Below are 20,809 nucleotides of genomic sequence, written 5' to 3'. Positions count from 1 at the left end.
CACGTTTATCCTAGTCGAACGTTGATCCGCTTCAGGTTTCCTTCCCGGAGGGCTTCAGCCAGTCTGCCCGCCAATCGGCCGGATTCAACCGTCTCTTGTTCACCATGATTCCATTCTACCTCAAACAGAACCGGTCTGACGCCTTTTTCACCAAAAGTATCTGCTTTCTTCTCATTCAGATAGGTCACAACCGTAGATCCGAGGAACGTGAACGACAGCTCGCCGTCTTCTGTAAACATCCACTCAGGCAGAACCGGATCGAGCTCGCACACAAGCTCGCCGTCTTCCAGACGAAACGGCTTTTTCCCTGCCATCATCGTGACCCACATGTTCAAATGCTCAATGGTCGATCCGCTGAGACGCGCAACAAAGCCTCTGCCGTGCAACGCGGGATTCGGATTCGCACTGCTGGCAATGAACGATGAGTTCTCAAGCGGACTTCTTCCGTAAACCGCAGGATCCAGAAATGGCACAAGTGCCGTCTTCATATCTTTGAAAAAGTCATCATACAAACCGGCCTGGAGGGTCGCAAGTAAATACTTGTACTCCATATGAAGAAAGACCGATTCATTTTCAAGCCATCCCGGTGTAAACGATTTTGCTCTTCCAAGTTCATTCGGCTCATCTGCGATTGACATAGACGTTTTATACATCTTCAACTTTTCATCAAAGATCGGTGATTGTCTCACATGTTTGTAAAGCTGGGCAGCATCTTCCCGCCTCTCCGTCAGCTTCATCTTTTTCACAACACCTTCCAAAAACGGAGCGACCGGCTTCGGAATTAATGTGAGATTCGCAACATCAACACTGACGCCTTCAATCTTTTCACTCGGTTCAAAGTAAATATACGTCGGCGGCAGCGGGTCGGTCAGATGCTCAACAGCCCGGATGCCCCGGTCCACTTCGCCGTGCAACAGGTCAAGAAGCTCTTCCGTTTCCTCAGTGGAAAGCGCCATCTCATCCCCGCGGATTCCCCGGTAAATCGTATCCCGGTACGTCTCGCGGAGGGAAGAAACATGATGCCAGTGGGCCATCATCTCAGCTGTATCTGATTCGTCCTTCTCTGAACTCAGCAGACGCCCAACATTGGTAAAGAACGGCTCGATTTCTGCAGGCAGACGTACGCTTTTTTCGCCTGAAACAGCGGACAACTGGTTAAGCAGACGCTTAAGCTCATAAAGCTCCGACGTACTCGCCCCGAGCATGCCCGGCAGACCGTTAAGGGAATCATTCCAGCCCGGTTTGTCCCCTTCCATCTCAACACCCATGCCGTACGGTGCCAGCGTGGTTGTCTTAACAGCCGCAAGAAGCAGAAGCTTGGAATAAAGGTTCGTCTCGTAAATCTCCCCGTCACCCTGACCGGTGCGGATCCAAGGCGTGCCGCCCGACTTATTCTGTTTTGCCGTCTTCTGTTCATCGTGCTCAATCGCCTTGTACTGCCTCAGGTCACCGTTTTTCACCAAGTATTTCTCAGCGCGGCTCTTGACTCTGACGGCACTTTCGAAGAACCGGTACGGGCGCTCAAAGAAGAACGACTGCTCCCGGTCCGGATAAACAGCTAAATAAGCATCGATCAGATCCAGATTGTACGTCCAATGATCCATCCAGAACCCTTCACCGAACGCCGCTTCAAACTGCTCACTCGAGCGGGTGATCACCTCGGTTAGAAAGGACTCGGCATCCGTTTTCAGAGAGATGTCTTCCTTCTCAAGTGCGTGGATAATCTCTCCCGGTGTAAACGAAGAAGCGAACATCCCCTTTACCTTCTCAAGATCCCCTGCGTTAACCCAGGCGCTGAAATCTATTTCATCAAGGTTGTCCAGCTGAAAGCGGACCCCCTTTACCGACAGGGGATTATACCCGTCAAGCTGAATAAGGTTCATGAAAAGCCGGACATTGTAATCTTCCACCTTCGGCTCGAAAAACACATCGCAGCGCCGGTTCTGGTTAACATCCCGGTAGTTCCCGTTCCCCTGGGAATAGTAGGTGGGACTGAGGGAAAAGAAATTGTAGTCCCGTTCCAGATCCCCGTGCTTTCTAGAATACACATAATAGACTTTGTGTCCGTTTTCTCCTTCAAACACCTTCGGAAACCCTCCGCGGAGGCCGTTATCGAGAAAAGCCTGACGCGTGTATGCATCAAAGAGGGAAGAAGCCGACGCTGTTTTCACCGTGTCTGTTAAATCACCGGTAATATGAACGGCCCGCTCCTGCAACTCTCTCAGCTTATCAACAGAAAGAGCTGACGCGAACGTATTCACCACGTCGACGGAGCTGCCGTGTCCGATAACGGAGAAAAGCTCAATTTCCTCATCCGGTGCGAGTTCCACGTCAAAAGGCGTAAACCCCCCTGACACTTTATTCGTTGTATACTCGGTCTTTTTCTGAATCGTGTCCAGCGCTTCCTGCTGAAATAAAACAGGAGCCTTCAGAGACGTCTCTTCTCCGAACAGAACATCACGGTCCACGATCGGGGACACGACCCTGTCTTCACCGCGGTAATACAGGCGTCCCGTGTAAAAATTACCTTCTGTGATTTCACGGACTTCAGATGTGTCTTCCACACTTCCCCGAAGCTTGTAAAAAGGAACGTCAGCTTCAAGGTTCACAACATCAAACCAGCTTTTCAGCGTATTTCCAAGCTCCTTGTAGGCCTGGTTCGGCACTCCGCTCGGAAAAATCACCGGCAGACCGTCCACGCCTTCAATACGAACCGCTTCTTTGCCTTCATTTTTTATCGTCACATGGCGAATGAGCCCGGCCAGAGGAGAATCCGGCAGACTCACATACGATACGTTAACTGAGAGCTCCTCTGACGGGTCGTTCCACGTAAGAGCGAGGCGGTTTTCAGAGATCGTCATCGTCTCCTCAGCCCCTGAAGCGGCGAAAGGTTCAACAAACGTGTCTTCCCCGTTCCGGCGCAGCTTCAGAAACGTTCTGAAGCCATGGGTTCCTGTATATTGATACGCTTTATCTGCAGGGAAAAACTCTGTCATGGCGTGATCTTTGTCTTTTACCCCGAAGCTTGCAATGCCCTGCCCGCGGTTAACGTAAAACCCCCACATCGGGATGCCGCGAACTCCGGCAATGCCTGGAAGAAAGCTCGAAAACGGAGGCTTCTGCTGAAACCCTTCCAGTTTAAAGTCATGGTCGTTTGTTAATCTATACATGTTGTAACCTCCAGCCTGCTAAATCAAATAGGTTCCAATGGACCGCTTCGTACTTACAACATCGGCAGACTGACTGTCAATCTGCAGGGAAAAGGAAACATCCTCTTCGGTTTCATTCAGTACGACAAACACAATGGAACCATCTTCATTTTTAAAAGCGGTCATGGACAGTCCGTCCACCTGCTTCTCAAGATGAATCCGGCGGGCGCCGGGTTTAATAAACTTACTGAAATGGCCGATCATGTAATACGAACTGTTATAGTGAACTTCATCGTTCTTTGTATCGACGATTACAGGAGCATCACAGTAGTTTCCTACGTGGTTCGGCCCTCCTTTTTCGTCGAGCACAAGGTTCCAGTCAATAAAGCCCTCAAGCCAGTTGTTCATGTCACCGATAATGTTGCGGGCATACCGCTCCCCTGTGTGCCAGGCACCAAGCTGGACGCCCCCTTCGATGCACCCTTCCGTAAACAAAAGATGCTTGTCAGGGAATTTTTCATGAACGACAGAGAGATTTTCAAATTCCTCGGATACATACCAGTGGTTCCCTGTACCCCATACGTACTGGGCAGCTTCAGGGTCTGAAAGAACCGTTTCCGCACGTTCCACGATGATGTCACGGTTGTGATCCCAGATGATGATTTTTTTATCACCCATCTGATGACGTGCCAGCGTCGGACCGAGATGATCCTTAATAAAATCCCGCTCCTCTTCTGCTGTGTAAAGGCACGAATCCCAAACCTGCTTCGCTGCCGGCTCATTCTGCACGCTCACACCCCAGATTGGAATGCCTTCTGCTTCCATCGCTTCAATGTATTTTGCATAGTACTCAGCCCAGAGTCCGGCGTATTCCGGCTTTAATTTGCCCCCGTGATTCATTTCTCCGGTCGTTTTCATCCAACCCGGCGGACTCCACGGTGAAGCAAGGAGCGTTAATGGCTGACCGGCTTCTTCCACGGCTTCTCTGATAAAAGGCAGCACGTACTTCTGTTCACGTTCGATGGAGAACGTTTTAAGCGTTTCGTCGTTTTCTTCAACGTACGTGTAGTTCCCCAGAGCGAAATCGCAGCTGTGAATGTGCGTCCGCCCGAGGGAATAACCGAGTCCAAGAGCCGGGTTAAAGTACGCTTTAATAATGTCTTTCCGGTGCTCATCTGACACTTTTGACAAACTGTAGCCTGCTGCTTCGGTGAAGGCACCGCCGAATCCCATCCACTCCTGGTAGGTGCGGTCCGGGTTCAGGGTTACGACACGGTCAGTTTCCGCGCGTCCTTCTTCAAAAGCAACGGTTCCTTTATCAAGCCAGCGGCCTTCTTCATCCCTGGCTGACTGAACGAGACGCATCGTTTTCTTCATGCAGCAACACTCCTTGTTTCACTTGAAACGTTTTCTCTGTCAATGAACGGGTCTCAACGATTTCCTTGTATCGCTTGGCGCTGTCTTTCCAGTACCTTACCTGTGTTTCAAAGTCCACATAAAAGATTCCGAACCGTTTTTCGTAACCGAAGGCCCACTCAAAGTTGTCAAACAGGGACCAGAGGAAGTAGCCGGCAATATTCATGCCTTCTTCACACAGTTCGTGTACCATTTTCAAATGGGCTTCCACATAGGCGACACGTTCCCCATCGTGAACCGATCCGTCGCTCTCAAGCACGTCATCATATGCCGCACCGTTTTCTGTAATAAAGATCGGTAAATCTGTGTATTCCTTGCGCAGACGGTAGATGAGCTCTTTAAACTCCTGTGGAGACACGTCCCAGCCCATGCCTGTCTTTTTATATTCAGAGTGAGCAGAGATATAAAGAAGGTTTTCATTACCTGCAAATTTCACAAGCGCTCTGTTGTAATAATTAATGCCAAAGAAGTCACACTCAACCGAGATTGCATCCAAATCCCCGGACTGAATGAAGTCAAAATCATGAACATGTTTCGAGAACAGGTTCATCATATCCACCGGATACGCGCCTTTAAAGATCGGATCCAGGAACCAGCGGTTAACGTAGCCGTCCGCGTTGTTCTGCGCCAGCTTGTCATTTTCAGAATCGGTCGCAGCGTAGGCAGGGGATAAGTTCAGCGTAATGCCGATCGGCGTTGTTAAGCTGAGTTCGTTTTTAAATAATTGAACCGCTTTCCCGTGAGAAAGGAGAATATGGTGAGCGGCTTTCAGTCCTTCGTCCATATTTCGGTGACCAGGTGCGTGGTGTCCCGCGTGATAGCTTAAGAAGCTTGCACACCATGGTTCATTATGAGTGATCCATGCTTCCACATCCTGATCGAGCTCTTTAAAGCAGACTTCAGCGAAATCAAGAAACCAGTTTACTGACTCCCGGTTCACCCATCCGCCTTTTTCGTACGCCCACATTGGCAGATCCCAGTGATAAAGGGTGGCCATCGGTTTGATTCCGGCTTTCTTCAGCTCCTGGATAAGGGATCGGTAAAAGACCATTCCTTCTTCGTTATAGACGCCTTCCTGAGGAAAGATCCGCGGCCATGCGATGGAGAAGCGGTACGATTCTACGCCCAGTTCCTTGATCAGTTGGACGTCTTTTTTGTAGCGGTTGTAGTGGTCACACGCCACATCTCCGTCATCGCCGTTCCAGACGTTGCCTGGTGTTTTGGAAAAGGTATCCCAAATCGATAATGACCGTCCGCCCTGGTTGTATGCTCCTTCAATCTGATAGGAGGATGTTGCCGTTCCAAAAATAAAATCATCCTTAAATCTAGACAATGAAACCACCTCTTATGATTATTTCTTTTCATCACCTGGCTTACAGTGACTGGTTGTTTTAATAATAGAGATATTGATGCTGCCTGCATGGCCTTCGCTTTTCGCAGAAGTGAAGTTGACTCCTCATGAGGCTACTGAAAAAAACAATTTCTTTAATAAAGACTCTGTTGAGGGTAGATGTTGATTTCCGCTCCTTTAGCTCCCTTTCCGCGGGGGCGCCGGTGAGCCTCCTCCAGCTTTCCTGCTTCTTCCTCTCCCAGCTAGCCTTTGCAGCTCTCTGCGTCGAAGCAACTCGTCGTATACTCATGAAGGAAATGCTCGTCACTGCGGGGTCTCACCCTGCCACCTGCTCCCGCAGGAGTGTCGCCCAGTCGCTGCAATCATCTGTTTCTTTTAATAGATAACAATAAACAAAGCTCATATATAAGCTAATTTAATAAAGCTTTAGATCGGTGACATACATTTGAAAGCCTGACTTTTTCAAACCCGGCCCCAACACCGCTGGAGTCTCGGCCATTCCGGTTGCACCCGTGCTTTGCAAATAATTAATTCTATTAACTTAAAAATAGAAGGATTTTAGATTTACACCTGCTTCTCAGAAGGTGTTGATGCTCTGTGAATCAGCTTTTTCAGCTTTAATTTAAAGAGCATTACTGAATAAAAGCAGTGTTGATTGGAGCGATTGCGCGACACTCCTGCGGGAGGAGCGAGTTCCGGGGAGACCCCGCAGAGGCGAAGCGTCGAGGAGGCTCCCGAACCGTCCGTGGAAAGGGAGCGCAGAGAACGGAAATCAACACCACCGTTTAACCCGGAAGAACAGCGTTCTATAAATTTTTTCTTAATAGCCTTTTTAAACAGTTAACCGAAACAGCGTTATTCTTTCACCGCTCCTGCTGAAATGCTGGTGATGATGTATTTAGACAGGAACAGGAATGCGATCATGATCGGAACTACGGAAATGGCGATTCCGAGATACATCGCTCCCAGGTTTTGTGCCACCTGGGATCCGCGAAGAGCACCCATCATAACCGGCAGTGTATACTTTTCCGGACTGAACAAGACGACCAACGGCAGGATATAGTTATTCCATGATCCTATAAACGTAAAGATTGCCATCGTAGCCACAGCCGGCATCATAATCGGAATACCGATTTTGTGGAAAATCGTAAGCTCCTTTGCTCCGTCAATGCGAGCGGCTTCCAGTAAAGAAGGATGCATCGTCGTTTGCAGGAACTGACGAAGGAAGAACACAATAAACGGTGACGCAATCGGCGGGATGATTAACGGAATGTACGTATCGAGCAGTCCCATCGTACGGATCAGGTCATAAAACCCGATCAGCCCGAGCTGCCCCGGTACCATCATCAATAAGAGCATAACGACAAAGAGAAAGTTACGTCCTTTAAAGTTATAAACAGCGAATCCAAAAGCGGTTAAGGCACTAAAGTACGAGCTCAGGATTGTTACACATACAGCAACGAAAAGACTGTTGGCAAACCCGCGCCACAGGTTCATATACTGAATTAGAATTTCATAGTTATCGAGGAGCGCCCCGCCCGGCAAAAGCGTAAAGCCGTGCTGAAGAATCTCCGCGTTGGATCTCGTTGCATTAATGATCATCATGTAAAAAGGAATGAAACTAATAATGACCAGCAAGGTTAGAGCGAGATATAAAATCCCTTTCACGATGTTTGTTTTCCCCATGATCATTACCCCTCCTTTACATTCTTTCGATACATGGATTTAAATGTGATTAATGAGAACACCACAGTAATAACGAACAATCCATAGGCAACAGCTGCAGCATATCCGTAGTTATTAAACCTGAAAGCCTGATTGTATAAATACAGCACCATCGTGTTCAGTGACCCTTCAGGTGCACCCATTCCATCGGTAATCAGCATTGGCAGGTCAAAAATCTGCAATCCGCCAATGAGGGATGTAATTAATACGTAAAGCATGATTGGTTTTAATAAAGGCAAGGTCACATTCGTAAGTGTCTGCCAGCGGTTGGCACCGTCAATCAAGGCTGCTTCGAAGTAATCTTTCGAAATACCTGAAATACCCGCCATCAAGATGATGAATGTATGACCAAACCACATCCACGCCCCGATCAAAGCCACAGACCATCGTGCCGTTGTCGGGTCATTCAACCAGTTGATCGGTTGAGAGATAATACCCAAATCCAGTAGCAGGTGATTGATTGTTCCGTGGTGCCAGCCGAGAAGAATCCCGAAAAGCAGGGCAACAGAAGCAATCGTAATTAAGTTTGGCAGGTAAAAGGCTGCTCTGAAGAAGTTCAGCCCTCTCATTCTTAAGCGAATATCCGAGAACAAAATTGCGAGTAGCAACGCAATACCTAATTGAAATGCAAAGTTGATGCCCCATATGTACATCGTGTTATAAAAAGCACGGAAGAAATAGGGATCGGTAACGAGCCTGGTGTAGTTTGCGAGACCGATAAACTCCGGGTCTCCCATTCCTGAATAGCTGGTAAAGCTGTAATAGAAGGTTAAGAGAATCGGGTAAATCGTAAAGGTAATAAATACTAAAAAGAAAGGAATGATAAACAGATAGCCGTTATAATCAAGTTTTTTCATCTAATACACCTTCCATCCGTTCTTATCTAAAAGGGAGCAGCCAAGTGCTCCTGCTCCCTCTCATTTCTGATTACTTATTCGGCACCTGGATATGCGGGTAAGCGTTCTGAACTAAGTTGTAAAATTCTTCAAGTGCTTCTTCTTTTGTTTTTACACCGTCAACATATTCACCTACAGCATTACCGAACATGGTATCGATCTGCTGGTCGTAACGAGTCACGACATTAGGGTCAATGTTCTGTGCTTCTTCAAGGAAGAACGTGTAGTTGTTCTGTCCTCCAAGGAAGTCATCGCTGAATTCTGTTTTAATTTCTTCAGTTACAGGAAGGTAGGAAAGAACGTCTCCTGTTTCAAGAGCCCACTCAGTAAGGAACTCATCTTCATGTGTCATCATTTGTACAAACTCCCACGCAAGATCCTTATTGTCTGAGTCACTGTAGATTCCTAACCACGTACCGCCCCAGAAGTAAGGGTTCGGACCATTTGTTACTGCCCAGTCACCGGCTGTTTCTTCTACGTTTGTTTTAAGTACACTGTGCAGTCCCCACGTTGGAAGGGCATAAGAGAACACTTCTACTTCACTGGATGCATCTTCATCTACTTCATCCCATCCGGCATTGTAGTTAACCGGACCGTCCATTGCAGCGAACCACGCCGGAGACCACTCAGGAGCAAACGCTGTCATGTCTTTGTCACGAAGCTCTTTTGCATAATCGAAGTGATTCATACGGCCTTCAGTCATAACAAGTTCATCGTCTTCATTTACCCATGGCTGAGGATCCTGACCCTGGGAGAACCAGCGAACAGCACCTTCATCCGGGAATAAACGATAGCCTGCAGCTTTTAACTCTTCACCGACTTCGAACATACCTTCCATTGTAGAAAGACGCTCGCCGATCGCAGCCGGATCATCTGTTCCAAGTACTTCTTCCGCAATGCTTCGGCGGTAGAAGATACCTCCAGGAGTTGTCTGCCAGGAAAGGGCTTTAACTGCACCTTCTGAGTCGCGGCCAAGATCAAACACGTAATCTACGTAGTCCTCTTTAAATTCTTCAACGTTATATGGTTCCTGAGAAAGATCTTCCCAATAGTCCTGTTCCACCCACTCTTTAATGAAAGCCATTTCTCCGGTGAATACATCCGGAGCTCCGGTTCCACTCTCAAGTACCGGACGAAGACGTGTTGGATAATCTTCAATCGGAATGATCGTTAATTCAACTTCAACCCCATGGCGTTCTTCAAAAACCTCAATCGGCTCTTCAAGCTCATCTGTAAATGACCATACTGTCAGCTTATCACTTGATGAGCTTCCTTCCGCATCTTCAGTACCTCCACAGGCACTTAATACACCAAGACCCAACATCCCCACTAATGATAATGGCAACCACTTCTTCATACTGTAATCCCACCCTTATTTTGTTTTCGGTTCCCCCGAACCATTTATCCAAAGCGCTTTCGGAAACAAGCGAAAAATTTTCGAAAGCGCTTTCGAATCTTACGAATCTATCATAGCACCATTCCTCAAATTCCGAAAGCGTTTTCGTAAAAATTATTAAAAAATTTTGAATCTACAAAGGTCACTTAACGGCCTTTGTAGATTCACGCACCACGAGTGACACAGGAATCATCACTACGGCATAGTCCCTGCTTCTCGTATTGATCTGATGAACCAGCACCTCTGATGCTTTTTTTCCGATTAAGTCTGTATCCTGACGCACTGTTGTAAGAGCCGGTGTAATATGTTTTGAAATTTCAATATCGTCAAACCCGACAATCGACAGATCATCCGGAACAGAGACCCCGGCTTCCTTACATGCCTTCAGTGCTCCTAAAGCCATATTGTCTCCTGACACAAACACAGCGCTGGGACGTTTTTCTCCAAGGGCCAGGATATTCTGCATGGCTTCATAGCCTCCCTCATAGGAGAAAAAACCGCCGTCAGCGATGTAGGAAGACGGAACGTCCAACTGATGCTTTTCCATTCCCGACCGAAACCCTCTAAGACGCTCAAGTCCCGCATAGGTCTGTTCTGATCCTTTAATATGAGCTATATTACGGTGGCCCAGTTCCACAAGATGGTCTACAGCCAGGATGCTCCCGCGGTAATTATCGCTGTAAATCACACTGGACTTGTCACTGTGCAAATCGACCACGAGGCTTGGAATGGGCGATTCGATTAGTTTTTGAACTTCAACATCATCGAAGTCAGAGCACATGACGATGATCCCGTCCACCCCCCGGTGAATTGCATGATCCACATAGCTCTTTTCCTCACCGCCGATGTTTTGGCTGAGAAAAATAATGTCATATCCAAGAGCTTCTACATTTTGCTTAAAACTCTCAATGACCGCACTAAAAAACGGGTGCTTCATTCCAACACCCAGATCTTCAACAAAAATGACTCCGATGGTCCAGGATTTCTTTGTTGTAAGGGACCTTGCAATGGAGTTTGGATAGTACCCCATCTCGTCCACTGCCTCCAGAATCTTCTTCTTCGTTTTTTCACTAACATCAGTATAATTATTAAGTGCGCGGGAAACCGTCGTAATCGAGAATCCCGTTTTTTTCGCAATATCGTATATCGTAGTCATCGCTGATTCCTCATTTCCGAAAACGCTTTCGGTACAAGTATACTGCATGGGGAAGAGTTCATCAAGAGCCGATTGGAGGTCGGGAACGGTGTTTTTTATACCTTCCCGGATCATAAAAAATTGTATGTAAAATGGCAATCCCACTGGCTTTTCAGCCTGAGGTTAACGATAGAGAAGATGTTTTATCAGGTTCCTTCTTCCGCATAAAACAGGTGAATATCACTAGATCGTTGACTCTATTAAACTTGAAGGGGGATTTTGGCTCATTGCATCCAAATCAACCTCTTATATATACACATTCCCCATTATCACAGACTAAGCTTTGTTAAAAACGTCCTCTGTTTCCTTTGTCCATGTCGCAGCCTTTTCAGTTCACGTGTAACGCACCATTTCAGGCCACTCGTTGCAGGGATGCTTTCAGTTCGGAACGATTTTTAATTTCCATGGCGGATCCTGTGATTTCGCTTAATTCTTAAATGCGGGCACCATGTTTTCCTCACAAAACCGGGATTTAATTGCTTTTATTCTATCGCAATTGCTGGAAACCCTCTCGGAGAAAATCACGTTACTTTTTCTCCAGCAAGGGAATAACTCCAGTAATGTTTATAAGGAAAAAGGAGCTGGATACGGATGGTCACATCACAGCAGTTAAACGAAAGAGTGGCATTGGTTACAGGAGGCGGTTCAGGGATCGGCAAAGCGTCCGCCATTCACCTGGCGAGAGCCGGCGCCAAAGTCGTGCTGGCTGACATCAAAGAAGACGACGCAACGGAAACAAAAAAGGAAATTCAAGCGCTCGGCGGAGAAGCCGTCATCATTGAGACGGATGTTTCCAAAGAAGAAGATATCGAACGATGCTACGGGAATCTGATTGATCGATTCGGAAAGCTCGACATTATTTTTGCCAACGCCGGCGTGAACGGGAAGATCACTCCCATCGAAGATATGGCAGCAGACGAGTGGGACCAGACGATCGATACGAACTTAAAGAGCACGTTCCTTACAGTGAAACATGCGATTCCCCACATGAAAAAAGACGGGGGAAGCATTATTATTACAAGCTCAGTTAACGGAAACCGCATTTTTTCCAACTTTGGCTTCTCTGCCTACAGCAGTTCAAAGGCGGGGCAGATGGCCTTTGGCAAAATGGCGGCACTCGAACTGGCCAAGTACCACATCCGGGTCAACATCATCTGCCCCGGAGCAATTGAGACAAACATCGGGGAAAATACCCATCCTGAAAATGATGAACTCGAGAAAATCAAAATCCCCGTGGATTATCCGGAAGGAAACCAGCCCCTCGAGCATCGGCCCGGTAAACCGGAGGAAGTGGCCGACCTTATCCTTTTTCTCGCATCGGATGCGTCCAGGCACATCACGGGGACAGAGCTGTTTATTGACGGGGCGGAGTCGCTACTCTAGCCCATCCCGTTCCTCTCCCTCCAGATCTTTAAATAAAGCTGACCGCACGATGCGGTCAGCTTTTTGAAAAAGGGCAAAGATAGACTTTTTAATACCACTTATCCCTCTATCCATTTTTGGTCAACCATGATCCGGAAGGACAATATCCCTTTCCTCATGGGAAGAGCCTGGCACCCCGATTCAACAAACCAGCATCTTATCCTTTTATCCCCGATAACTTAATTCCCTCGATAAAATATTTCTGGAACATAAAGAATATTAAAAGTACCGGCAATAACGCTACAATTGAAGCAGCCATGAGCAATGACCACTCTGTCTGGAACATTCCCTGGAACATGGCCAATCCTAATTGAACAGTGAATTTCTCCATTGTATTTAAATAAATCAGAGGTCCCAGGAAGTCATTCCACTTTCCATGAAATGAAAAGATGGCTACTACAGCAAGAGCAGGCTTGGATAACGGGAGTACAATCCGGTAGAAAATCTGAAAGGTGTTACAGCCATCAATTCTTGCAGCGTCTTCCAATTCATTCGGAATACCTAAAAAGAACTGTCTGAACATAAAAATGAAGAACGCGCCTCCTCCAAAGTAGGAAGGAACAATCAGGGGTAAATAGGTGTCTATCCACCCAATATGAGCAAACATAATAAATACAGGTATCATCGTTACTTCACCAGGCAGCATCATTGTGGCCAAAACAATGATAAACAACGTATCCCGGCCTTTAAATTGCAGTTTGGCAAAACCATAAGCAACCAAGGCTCCTGTAAATACTTCCCCAATCATGGACAGCCCCGCAATGGTTAAAGAATTAAGGAAGAACAGGTGGAAAGGTGCAAAGGTCATTGCTTCAACATAGTTCCCCCAGACAATCGGATCCGGTATCCACTGAGGAGGAAACTGAAAGATAACGCTTGAATCTTTCAGCGAAGTTGACAGCATCCAAAAGAACGGTACCAGAAAGATAAAGCCGCCTAAACATAGCAGGAAATAGGTAAAAGCCGTTTTTAAAGCCTGGGAGATTCTTTTTTCTTTGCTTTTTGGATTATAAGAAAACGCATCCTTTTTTTGTTTTGAATGTGAAGGCTGTGTCATATTATTTCTTCTTCCCTTCGTAATACACCCAAAGAGGTGAAGATTTCAGGATTATTAACGTTATGAGCAATATGATGACAAAGAATATCCAAGCCATCGCTGAAGCGTAGCCCATCTGCATAAATTGAAAGGCATTTTGCCAAAGATAAAGCATGTAGAATAAGGCAGCATCCTGAGCTCCTCCGATAATGTAAGCTTCTGTAAATATCTTCAGGCCTGCAATAATACCCATAATTAAGTTAAACAGAATAATAGGCGATAGCTGTGGTAAGGTAATATGCCAAAACTTCCTTAACAGGCTTGCACCATCAATGTCTGCAGATTCATAAAGCTGTTTCGGAAGATCCTGCAGTGCAGCCAGGAAAATTAACATCGCGTTCCCAAAGCCCCACAAGCTCATAATGATATAAGAAGGCAGTACCCAACTTGGATCTCCCAGCCAGTTCGGACCTTCAATTCCTATCTTTGCTAATACACTATTAATAAGACCAACATCCGAATTGAAAATCCATCTCCAAAGTAAAGCGGTAGCTACCCCGGATACCACAGCAGGAAGGTAAAAGATTGTCCTGAAGACTTTCATCCCTCTCACTTTCTGATTTAATAAGATGGCAGCCAACAATCCCCCGGCGAGGTTTAAAGGGACACTGAATGCAGCAAAAGTAAAGGTTACTTTTAACGCCTGATAAAATTTAGGATCCTGACTTAACTCCGCATAATTGCTAAACCCTACAAAGTTCGGAGATTGAAAAGTATTCCAATCAGTAAAACTAATGTAGAAGGATGCTATTACAGGCCCAACTGTAAAGAGTAGCATTCCAAATATCCAAGGGGAGATAAATAAGTACCCTTCCAAGTTTCTTTTCAAAGCTTTGTTATTTTTGATTTTCATCACATACACGCTCCCAGTCCAAATCTGATGACAAGCTTTGTTATGTATGGAAAAGGATCAAAGTCATGGACTTTGATCCTTTCTCCATTGGCCTTATTCTTCCAATAAATCTCTTAACTGTTCAGCTGTTTCTTTCGCTAATTCCTCCGGTGTACCATTTCCGGCTATTAACTGGCTCGTAAGGGAGTCCCATAATATAGTATCAATTTGCTGCTGTTTAGGATGGCCTGTAAATCCTCGGGCATATTCCATAGACTCATTCATAGCTTCTACAGCAGATTCGGTCTTCCTAGGCTCAATATCCAGGATCTGATCGGCCAAACGGCTGTCCGGGGGAACAATTTTCCATGTGTGAATTGCTTCTGTCATATCTCTTAAAGCTTTGTAGGCTGTTTCAGGGTCCTCTGTTTTCGAGCTGGCAACCATGGATGCAATCCAGTTAAACGTGGCTCTCTCTTCTCCATGAGGAACAACAGTGGCTTCAACATTCAGTCCTTCTACCCGGTCGAGGTCATCTGCAGCTCCCCCCATGAACATCCCGATGCGGCCGGCTTTAAACATCTCCGCAAGACCCTGCTGTTCAATGGTATTCGCTGCAGGGATGATTTCATCATCGTGAAGAATGTTGTTAAGGATCTCTAAACCTTCTATAGATTCCGGTGAGTCTAAAACAACCTCACCGTCTTCGGTAATAACATCTCCACCCATTGTCCAAATCCATTGGTGTGTTGGAGGCCACCCGTGAGTCGTTGTACCCCATTGATCGATACGCCCATCATCATTTGTATCTTTTGTTAATTCCTTGGCAGCTTCCCGGAATTGATCCCAGTCCCACGTATTATCCGGATACTCAACACCGGCTTCATCAAATAAATCAACATTATAGTACATTATGACCGGCTGTGACACCCATGGAAGACCATAGAGTTGTCCATCATATGTAGCTGTTTCCAACGGTGCTTCATAATAGGAATCGAGATCCAGGTCGGGGTCATTCTCTGCAAACTCTGTAATGTCCAACAGCACGTCAGAATCGGCATAAGTAGCAACCCATTCCTGTGATAAGTAAAAGATATCAGGAGCATTTCCACCGGCAATCCTGGTCTGAATGGCTGTATAATAGTCATCGGCTATAGTAATAAGATTAATTTGGTAATCATCTGCATTATCATTGACTTCATCAACTAAAGCCTGCAGTTCTCTAACTTCTTCCGGCCCTCCAAAAGCTGCAAAGTCAATCCCCGCTACTTCACCCTCTGCTTCGCTGTTCCCATCTGCCCCTTGTCCTCCACAGGCTCCTAAAACGGTAAGTGCAGAGACCAAACCAAGTGAACCTAACCATCTGCTTGACTTCATCATGATATTCCCCCGATTTCTATTAGAACTTTTAAACTCCGGTACACTAAACTAAAATAACCTCGCTAACAGCAAGCGCTTTCAAAATTCATAAACCCTCTTTTGTAACGTTACAAAATAAAAACCCATTTTCAGCAATATATGTTTAATTTATGTGATAAGACTATTTGTTACCTACCATCTCTCGAGAGAGATGAAATGAATCAGTTATCGACAGGAAGAATTACATGTAACTATATTAGTAACGTTACTTAGATTTTAATTGAATCCTTATAATTAGTCAACATAAAATTAAATAATTCAAAAAATATGTCACGTTACTATTCAATTAAATATTTCATGGTGATATGATGGGACTAATTATTGAAAAGGAGACTATCAGCATGAGCATCATAGGGCATTCCTTTAAGCAGTACTTTTATCATTTATTTAAAGTTCTTGTCGCCGGCGTCATCTGGTTATTATTATCTATACCGATACTCACGGCAGGACCGGCTACTGCAGGGTATTCATATTTTATTTATCAGATTCAATCACGAGAGGATAGTAAGATAAGACATTTGTTCACCGGGGTAAAACAATACTTCCTGAAATCCATTATCTTAGGAACCGTTATTACTGTCCCCCCTGTTGTATTACTAAGTAATTTTATCTTCTTTTTTCAACAGGCAGGGTTTTTGTTCTACTTCTACGCAATGTTATGTTTCTATTGTTTTTTAGCTTGGGTATTAGTCAGCCAGTATGCTTTTTCAGTTCTCATTCAAGATGAAGACACTTCAATTAAAAACGTCCTTAAATATTGTTTTCTTTATTTAAAAAAGGATTTTTGGAAATCGATATTCCTCCTGTTCCCACTGACTCTGCTCACGCTGATTTCTCTTCCTACCCTGGTTTTCTTTATCTTTGTTATGCTCCCTCTCCACTTTCTGACCATCCACAATTACCTTTCAAAGCAAAAATAAGATGCGGTTTTGTAACGTTACAAACCCCTCCGTGATCCTGACAAAAAAGATGCCCCGGAGTTAGTGCAAACTAACTCCGGGGCACTGAGTATAGAAGCGAAAAGTGGCTGGGACAGAAGTGTTTTAATCTGGGAGAATCCGAACGAATAAAATGCGGTACAATTAAACCGCTCCTGAAATATACTCCGCTAAGTTAATGTGCTAAACCACTCTCTTTATGTCCCAGCCTCTTCTCATTATTTTTAAAAAATCAGTTTATAAGTCCTGGTATCTTTACTCCTTTTTCACAAGTAAGTGAGTTCAGGATTTCTTTCAGACTCAGCTCAGCACACGCCATAGAATCATCCGCTGCACCATAATACATTTTCACAACATCGCCTTCCACAAGAGCACCACAGGAGAAAACAACATTACCAAAAAAACCATTAACCTCATATTCCGCTTCTGGTTCCAGGATAGGCTTTTCTGACCTGGCAAGCACTTTGGCAGGGTTGTTTAAATCCAGTAATACCGCCCCCATACAATAACGGTTGTCAGAAGAAGCCCCGTGGTATAACTCCAACCAGCCTGCCTCTGTCTTAATTGGTACAGCACCACCGCCAATTCTTCCATTATCCCACATACCTTCTCTTAAACCGATAAGATATTTGTGATTCCCCCAGTATCGAAGGTTATCAGATTCAGCGATCCATATTTCCGGAGCACCCGTACTTTTCGGCACCGGCCTGTGAAGTGCAAAATATTTCCCATTAATTTTTTCAGGAAATATGAGTACATCTTTGTTTTCAGGAGCAAAGATCATACCCATGTGTTCAATATGCTCCCAGTCTTTAGTGGACACCAGTGATTCTCCAACACCAACAGGAGAAACAGCACTGTAATAAATATAATAAGTATCTTCAATTTTCGTTATGCGAGGGTCTTCAATACCAAAGGACTCTAATTCATTCGACGGAAAAATGAACGGCTGGTCATCAATCGTAAAGTGACGCCCATCTATACTCCGGGCAATCCTCAGGTAAGATAAGGAGGTTAAATAAACAAAGCTGTCCGGATTACCTGCTCTCGAAATGGTTCTCGGGTCCGAGAAATCAAACGCAGGGTCCTCTTTGTTCAGTTCCATTACCGTGAGCTCACCGGTTTCCGGGTCTAATACAGGGGCCTTAACGATAGCAGGGTCATTACTGATTGGTCTCTCTGCCACCCTGAGCAGCATGATTACTTCACCATTATATTCTGTAATACCGGCATTAAATGCGCCAATGACTTCAAAATCGTCCCGGTGTGCAGTCACATCTCCCGGTGACACAAGCGGGTTTTCCTCATAACGATAAACATTCATATTTACGGCTCCTTACTTTTCAAAAGTTAAAAATGGATCTGGGACTGTTATTCGTTGTGCTTCGGCATCACTAATTCCCGCATATAAATCAGCGGTTCCGTTTTCATTACGTACAATACCGCCGCTGAATACCACATCTGCTAAATCAGGGCGTTTCGCATCTCCCTCAAGAAAATCAGAACGCCGGGCAATAATCCTTATATCAGAGAAATCACCCGTATCGGGATTCAGTGCAAAAACCATTGGATAGTAATGACGATTTTCCTCTTCATCGAAACAGGCAATATGCCCCAACACACCAAGCAGGCCGTTTGAGAGTAAGTGAATTTCATTCGCTCCTCCCCACTCCTCTTTAATGAACTGCCCCTCCAAAAGCGGAGCATCATTTATGACTTCAATAGAAACGTCCTCCAAGGAAGGGACTTTTACGAATCCAATTTCCCCTCTCCCTCCTTTTTCTCCCTGTGGACGCGTCATAATCCCTACGCTCCCATCCATTAATTCAACAAGGCGAAGGTCTTTCATCCCATCCGGACCAACGGTTAACTTTTTCAATTTTGAAATCGTTTTACCTTTGTAAAAGACGGTTCTCCACCCCAGCGCACTTTCAATTTCAGGGTGAGGAAAAATTTCCACCCCGCCAAGGACAAGTTCTCCTCGTATCCTGGTAAAGAAGGGGTCTTGAAGTTTAAAAACAGGATCACCTTTTCTCGGAACCCACTCCCCACCACGATTTACAAAGAAATATACTTCAGAATGTTCACTGTCCCGCTCTTCCACCCTGCCGGCAATAACATATTCCTCACCGTCTTTGAATGGAGCGGTAATATTATAGACATCACGACCTTCGACTCCTGAGAACTGAATTTTTTCAGGTGCTTCCGGCTGAGGGACACCTATATACTCTTTTACTAAATCCCTGCAAGTCTTAACTTCGTTCTTCACCAGCTCTTTCACACTAATCATCCTCTCTGAGTAAAAACTAAAGCTTCAAATGGTAACAGGTTCAGTAAAGCACCCTTATCTGAGTCCAGCTTGTCCCTCTTGCTGGAGATAACCAATTCAACTTCTGACAGTTTTATGTCTGAAAAGGACTGGGGTGCACTGCTGAAGTTTAGTGCAACATGAACTTCCTGATTATTTGCTTCTTTTGTATAGAAAATAACATCGCCCTTTTTATTCAGCCTTTTATAGCTTCCATTCATTAATGCGGGTAATTGCTTCCTCAACTGTAGTAACGACTTGTAATAGCACAAAAGAGAAGAGGGGTCCGAAAATTGAGCGCTTACATTTTTGGTTTTTTCCAGTGATAAGGATATCCATGGATCAGATGTTGAAAAGCCACTATACTTTTCATCATTCCACAGCATGGGAGTTCTTGATTTATCACGACTGCTTTGATTAGCTTTTTCAAGCGCTTCTTCCTCTCCTTTCCCTTCCTCCAGTGCTAGTTTATAGACCGTTAACCCTTGTATATCTTTCATTTCTGTGATGTCACCGGCACAGAAATCTCTGATTCCAATTTCATCCCCGTAGTAAATAAACGGTATTCCTTTAGCAGTCAGAATAAGTGTACTCATTAGTTTAGCTATCACTTCTTCAGGTCGTCCGAAACGAGAGATATGGCGTGACATATCGTGGCTGCTGAAAAAGAGTGTTGGAAGTTCATTCGAGCCGAGTTGTTCATCCATTTTTTTCAACTGCAAAAAGAGTTCATCACTGTCTAATTCAGCCATACTTCCTAAGTTAAAATTAAATACCGCATCCATCAGCCCAGGCTCCAGATACTGATTTAATACAGCTAAATCTTCAGAACCTACTTCCCCCAGTAAAAAACGATCGTCGTACTGCTTCACAAATGAATTAATTTCTTTTAAGATTTCCAAAATGCCATCCTGGTCTTTATCGTATAGATGAATTTGTTCCCCGTTTTGATCTTTTGGGTTATTTCTAAACGTACGGTCAACAGTAAGAAAGTTAATAACATCCAACCGAAATCCGTCTATACCTTTCTCAAGCCAGAATCTCATTACCTCAAACAGTGCTTGTTTCACTTCGGGGTTAGACCAGTTTAAATCCGCCTGTTCCTTAGCAAAAGCGTGATAATAATATTGTCCGGTTTGTTCATCGTACTCCCAGGCTGAGCCTCCAAAAAACGATTCCCAATTGTTCGGGGGGCCACTTCCGGTCCCATCTTTCCAAATATACCAATCACGCTTCGGGTTTTTCTTTGAAGATTTGGACTGCAAAAACCAGTTGTGTGCCGAGGAGGTATGGTTCAGCACAAGGTCTATGATTACCTTAAGTCCTTTTTCATGAGCTCTTGTAATAAAATCTTCAAAATCATTCATCGTTCCATAATCAGGGTCAACGTTGTAATAATCTTCAATATCGTACCCATTATCCACCTTGGGAGAGACATAATAAGGTGTGAGCCAGATGGCATCCACACCTAATTCTGCTAAATAATCCAGCTTTGACGTAATACCCTTAAAGTCTCCAATGCCATCACCATTCCCATCACAAAAACTAGGCATGTATATTTCGTAAAAAACCGCACCTGTCCACCAATTCGTTCCCTCCATGACAGGCCTCCTTTACAAGTTGCTGTATGTATAATCCAACTGATAATTTATCCATGAATAACATT

The 20,809-nt window shown here is 45.1% G+C and carries 15 protein-coding genes; 2 read left to right on the top strand and 13 right to left on the bottom strand.

Annotated elements, in window-relative coordinates; all coding sequences use genetic code 11:
* Window positions 1–5: 5 nt before the first annotated feature.
* The 7 genes from EBO34_RS15670 to EBO34_RS15640 all read right to left on the bottom strand — a co-directional run bounded on the left by EBO34_RS15670 (window position 6) and on the right by EBO34_RS15640 (window position 11,089).
* Entirely contained in the window at window positions 6–3,170 is a 3,165-nt protein-coding gene (locus tag EBO34_RS15670; protein ID WP_122900309.1) for a hypothetical protein, read from the bottom strand.
* An 18-nt stretch (window positions 3,171–3,188) separates the two neighbouring features.
* Window positions 3,189–4,526 carry a glycoside hydrolase family 30 protein gene (locus EBO34_RS15665; RefSeq protein WP_122900307.1) on the bottom strand — a complete coding sequence of 446 codons (1,338 nt, stop codon included), beginning with the start codon at window positions 4,524–4,526 and terminating at the stop codon, window positions 3,189–3,191.
* Window positions 4,486–5,898 carry a GH1 family beta-glucosidase gene (locus EBO34_RS15660; RefSeq protein WP_122900305.1) on the bottom strand — a complete coding sequence of 471 codons (1,413 nt, stop codon included), beginning with the start codon at window positions 5,896–5,898 and terminating at the stop codon, window positions 4,486–4,488. The genes EBO34_RS15665 and EBO34_RS15660 overlap by 41 nt, the downstream gene beginning before the upstream one ends.
* Window positions 5,899–6,771: 873 nt before the next feature.
* A complete protein-coding gene (locus EBO34_RS15655) occupies window positions 6,772–7,602 on the bottom strand; it encodes a carbohydrate ABC transporter permease (protein WP_122901375.1) in 831 nt (276 codons plus the stop codon).
* Between the two features lie 5 nt (window positions 7,603–7,607).
* Window positions 7,608–8,498: a carbohydrate ABC transporter permease gene (locus tag EBO34_RS15650; protein WP_122900302.1), complete on the bottom strand. Its 891-nt coding sequence runs from the start codon at window positions 8,496–8,498 to the stop codon at window positions 7,608–7,610.
* 70 nt (window positions 8,499–8,568) lie between these two features.
* Window positions 8,569–9,894, bottom strand: a complete 1,326-nt coding sequence (locus tag EBO34_RS15645) for an ABC transporter substrate-binding protein (RefSeq protein ID WP_122900300.1) — start codon at window positions 9,892–9,894, stop codon at window positions 8,569–8,571.
* Window positions 9,895–10,075: 181 nt separating this feature from the next.
* Window positions 10,076–11,089 carry a LacI family DNA-binding transcriptional regulator gene (locus EBO34_RS15640; protein ID WP_122900298.1) on the bottom strand — a complete coding sequence of 338 codons (1,014 nt, stop codon included), beginning with the start codon at window positions 11,087–11,089 and terminating at the stop codon, window positions 10,076–10,078.
* Window positions 11,090–11,719: 630 nt separating this feature from the next.
* Here EBO34_RS15640 and EBO34_RS15635 point away from each other — a divergent pair.
* Window positions 11,720–12,511: an SDR family oxidoreductase gene (locus EBO34_RS15635; protein ID WP_122900296.1), complete on the top strand. Its 792-nt coding sequence runs from the start codon at window positions 11,720–11,722 to the stop codon at window positions 12,509–12,511.
* 196 nt (window positions 12,512–12,707) lie between these two features.
* Here the strand turns inward: EBO34_RS15635 and EBO34_RS15630 are convergent, their stop codons facing one another.
* The 3 genes from EBO34_RS15630 to EBO34_RS15620 all read right to left on the bottom strand — a co-directional run bounded on the left by EBO34_RS15630 (window position 12,708) and on the right by EBO34_RS15620 (window position 15,858).
* Window positions 12,708–13,607 (bottom strand): carbohydrate ABC transporter permease, encoded by a 900-nt coding sequence (locus EBO34_RS15630; protein WP_122900294.1) that lies wholly within the window; start codon window positions 13,605–13,607, stop codon window positions 12,708–12,710.
* A 1-nt stretch (window position 13,608) separates the two neighbouring features.
* Entirely contained in the window at window positions 13,609–14,499 is an 891-nt protein-coding gene (locus tag EBO34_RS15625; protein WP_122900292.1) for a carbohydrate ABC transporter permease, read from the bottom strand.
* 93 nt (window positions 14,500–14,592) lie between these two features.
* A complete protein-coding gene (locus tag EBO34_RS15620) occupies window positions 14,593–15,858 on the bottom strand; it encodes an ABC transporter substrate-binding protein (RefSeq protein ID WP_122900290.1) in 1,266 nt (421 codons plus the stop codon).
* Window positions 15,859–16,202: 344 nt separating this feature from the next.
* Between EBO34_RS15620 and EBO34_RS21230 the strand changes: the two genes are divergently transcribed.
* Window positions 16,203–16,817, top strand: coding sequence for a DUF624 domain-containing protein (locus tag EBO34_RS21230; RefSeq protein ID WP_122900288.1), 615 nt, complete (start codon window positions 16,203–16,205; stop codon window positions 16,815–16,817).
* A gap of 250 nt (window positions 16,818–17,067) precedes the next feature.
* Here the strand turns inward: EBO34_RS21230 and EBO34_RS15610 are convergent, their stop codons facing one another.
* Genes EBO34_RS15610 through EBO34_RS15600 form a run of 3 tightly spaced genes read right to left on the bottom strand, consistent with a single transcriptional unit; the run spans window position 17,068 to window position 20,744 of the window.
* Window positions 17,068–18,159 (bottom strand): BtaManbiosPhlase, encoded by a 1,092-nt coding sequence (locus EBO34_RS15610; protein ID WP_122900286.1) that lies wholly within the window; start codon window positions 18,157–18,159, stop codon window positions 17,068–17,070.
* A 12-nt stretch (window positions 18,160–18,171) separates the two neighbouring features.
* Entirely contained in the window at window positions 18,172–19,116 is a 945-nt protein-coding gene (locus EBO34_RS15605) for an MTP-1 family protein (RefSeq protein WP_249414128.1), read from the bottom strand.
* 5 nt (window positions 19,117–19,121) lie between these two features.
* Window positions 19,122–20,744, bottom strand: a complete 1,623-nt coding sequence (locus tag EBO34_RS15600; protein WP_249414127.1) for an alpha-glucosidase — start codon at window positions 20,742–20,744, stop codon at window positions 19,122–19,124.
* Between the last annotated feature and the right edge of the window lie 65 nt (window positions 20,745–20,809).

The organism is Alteribacter keqinensis (assembly GCF_003710255.1).
In the GTDB taxonomy this organism is placed as follows: domain Bacteria; phylum Bacillota; class Bacilli; order Bacillales; family Salisediminibacteriaceae; genus Alteribacter; species Alteribacter keqinensis.
Note: the sequence above shows the minus strand (reverse complement) of the source record. Positions and strands in the feature narration are given on the sequence as shown.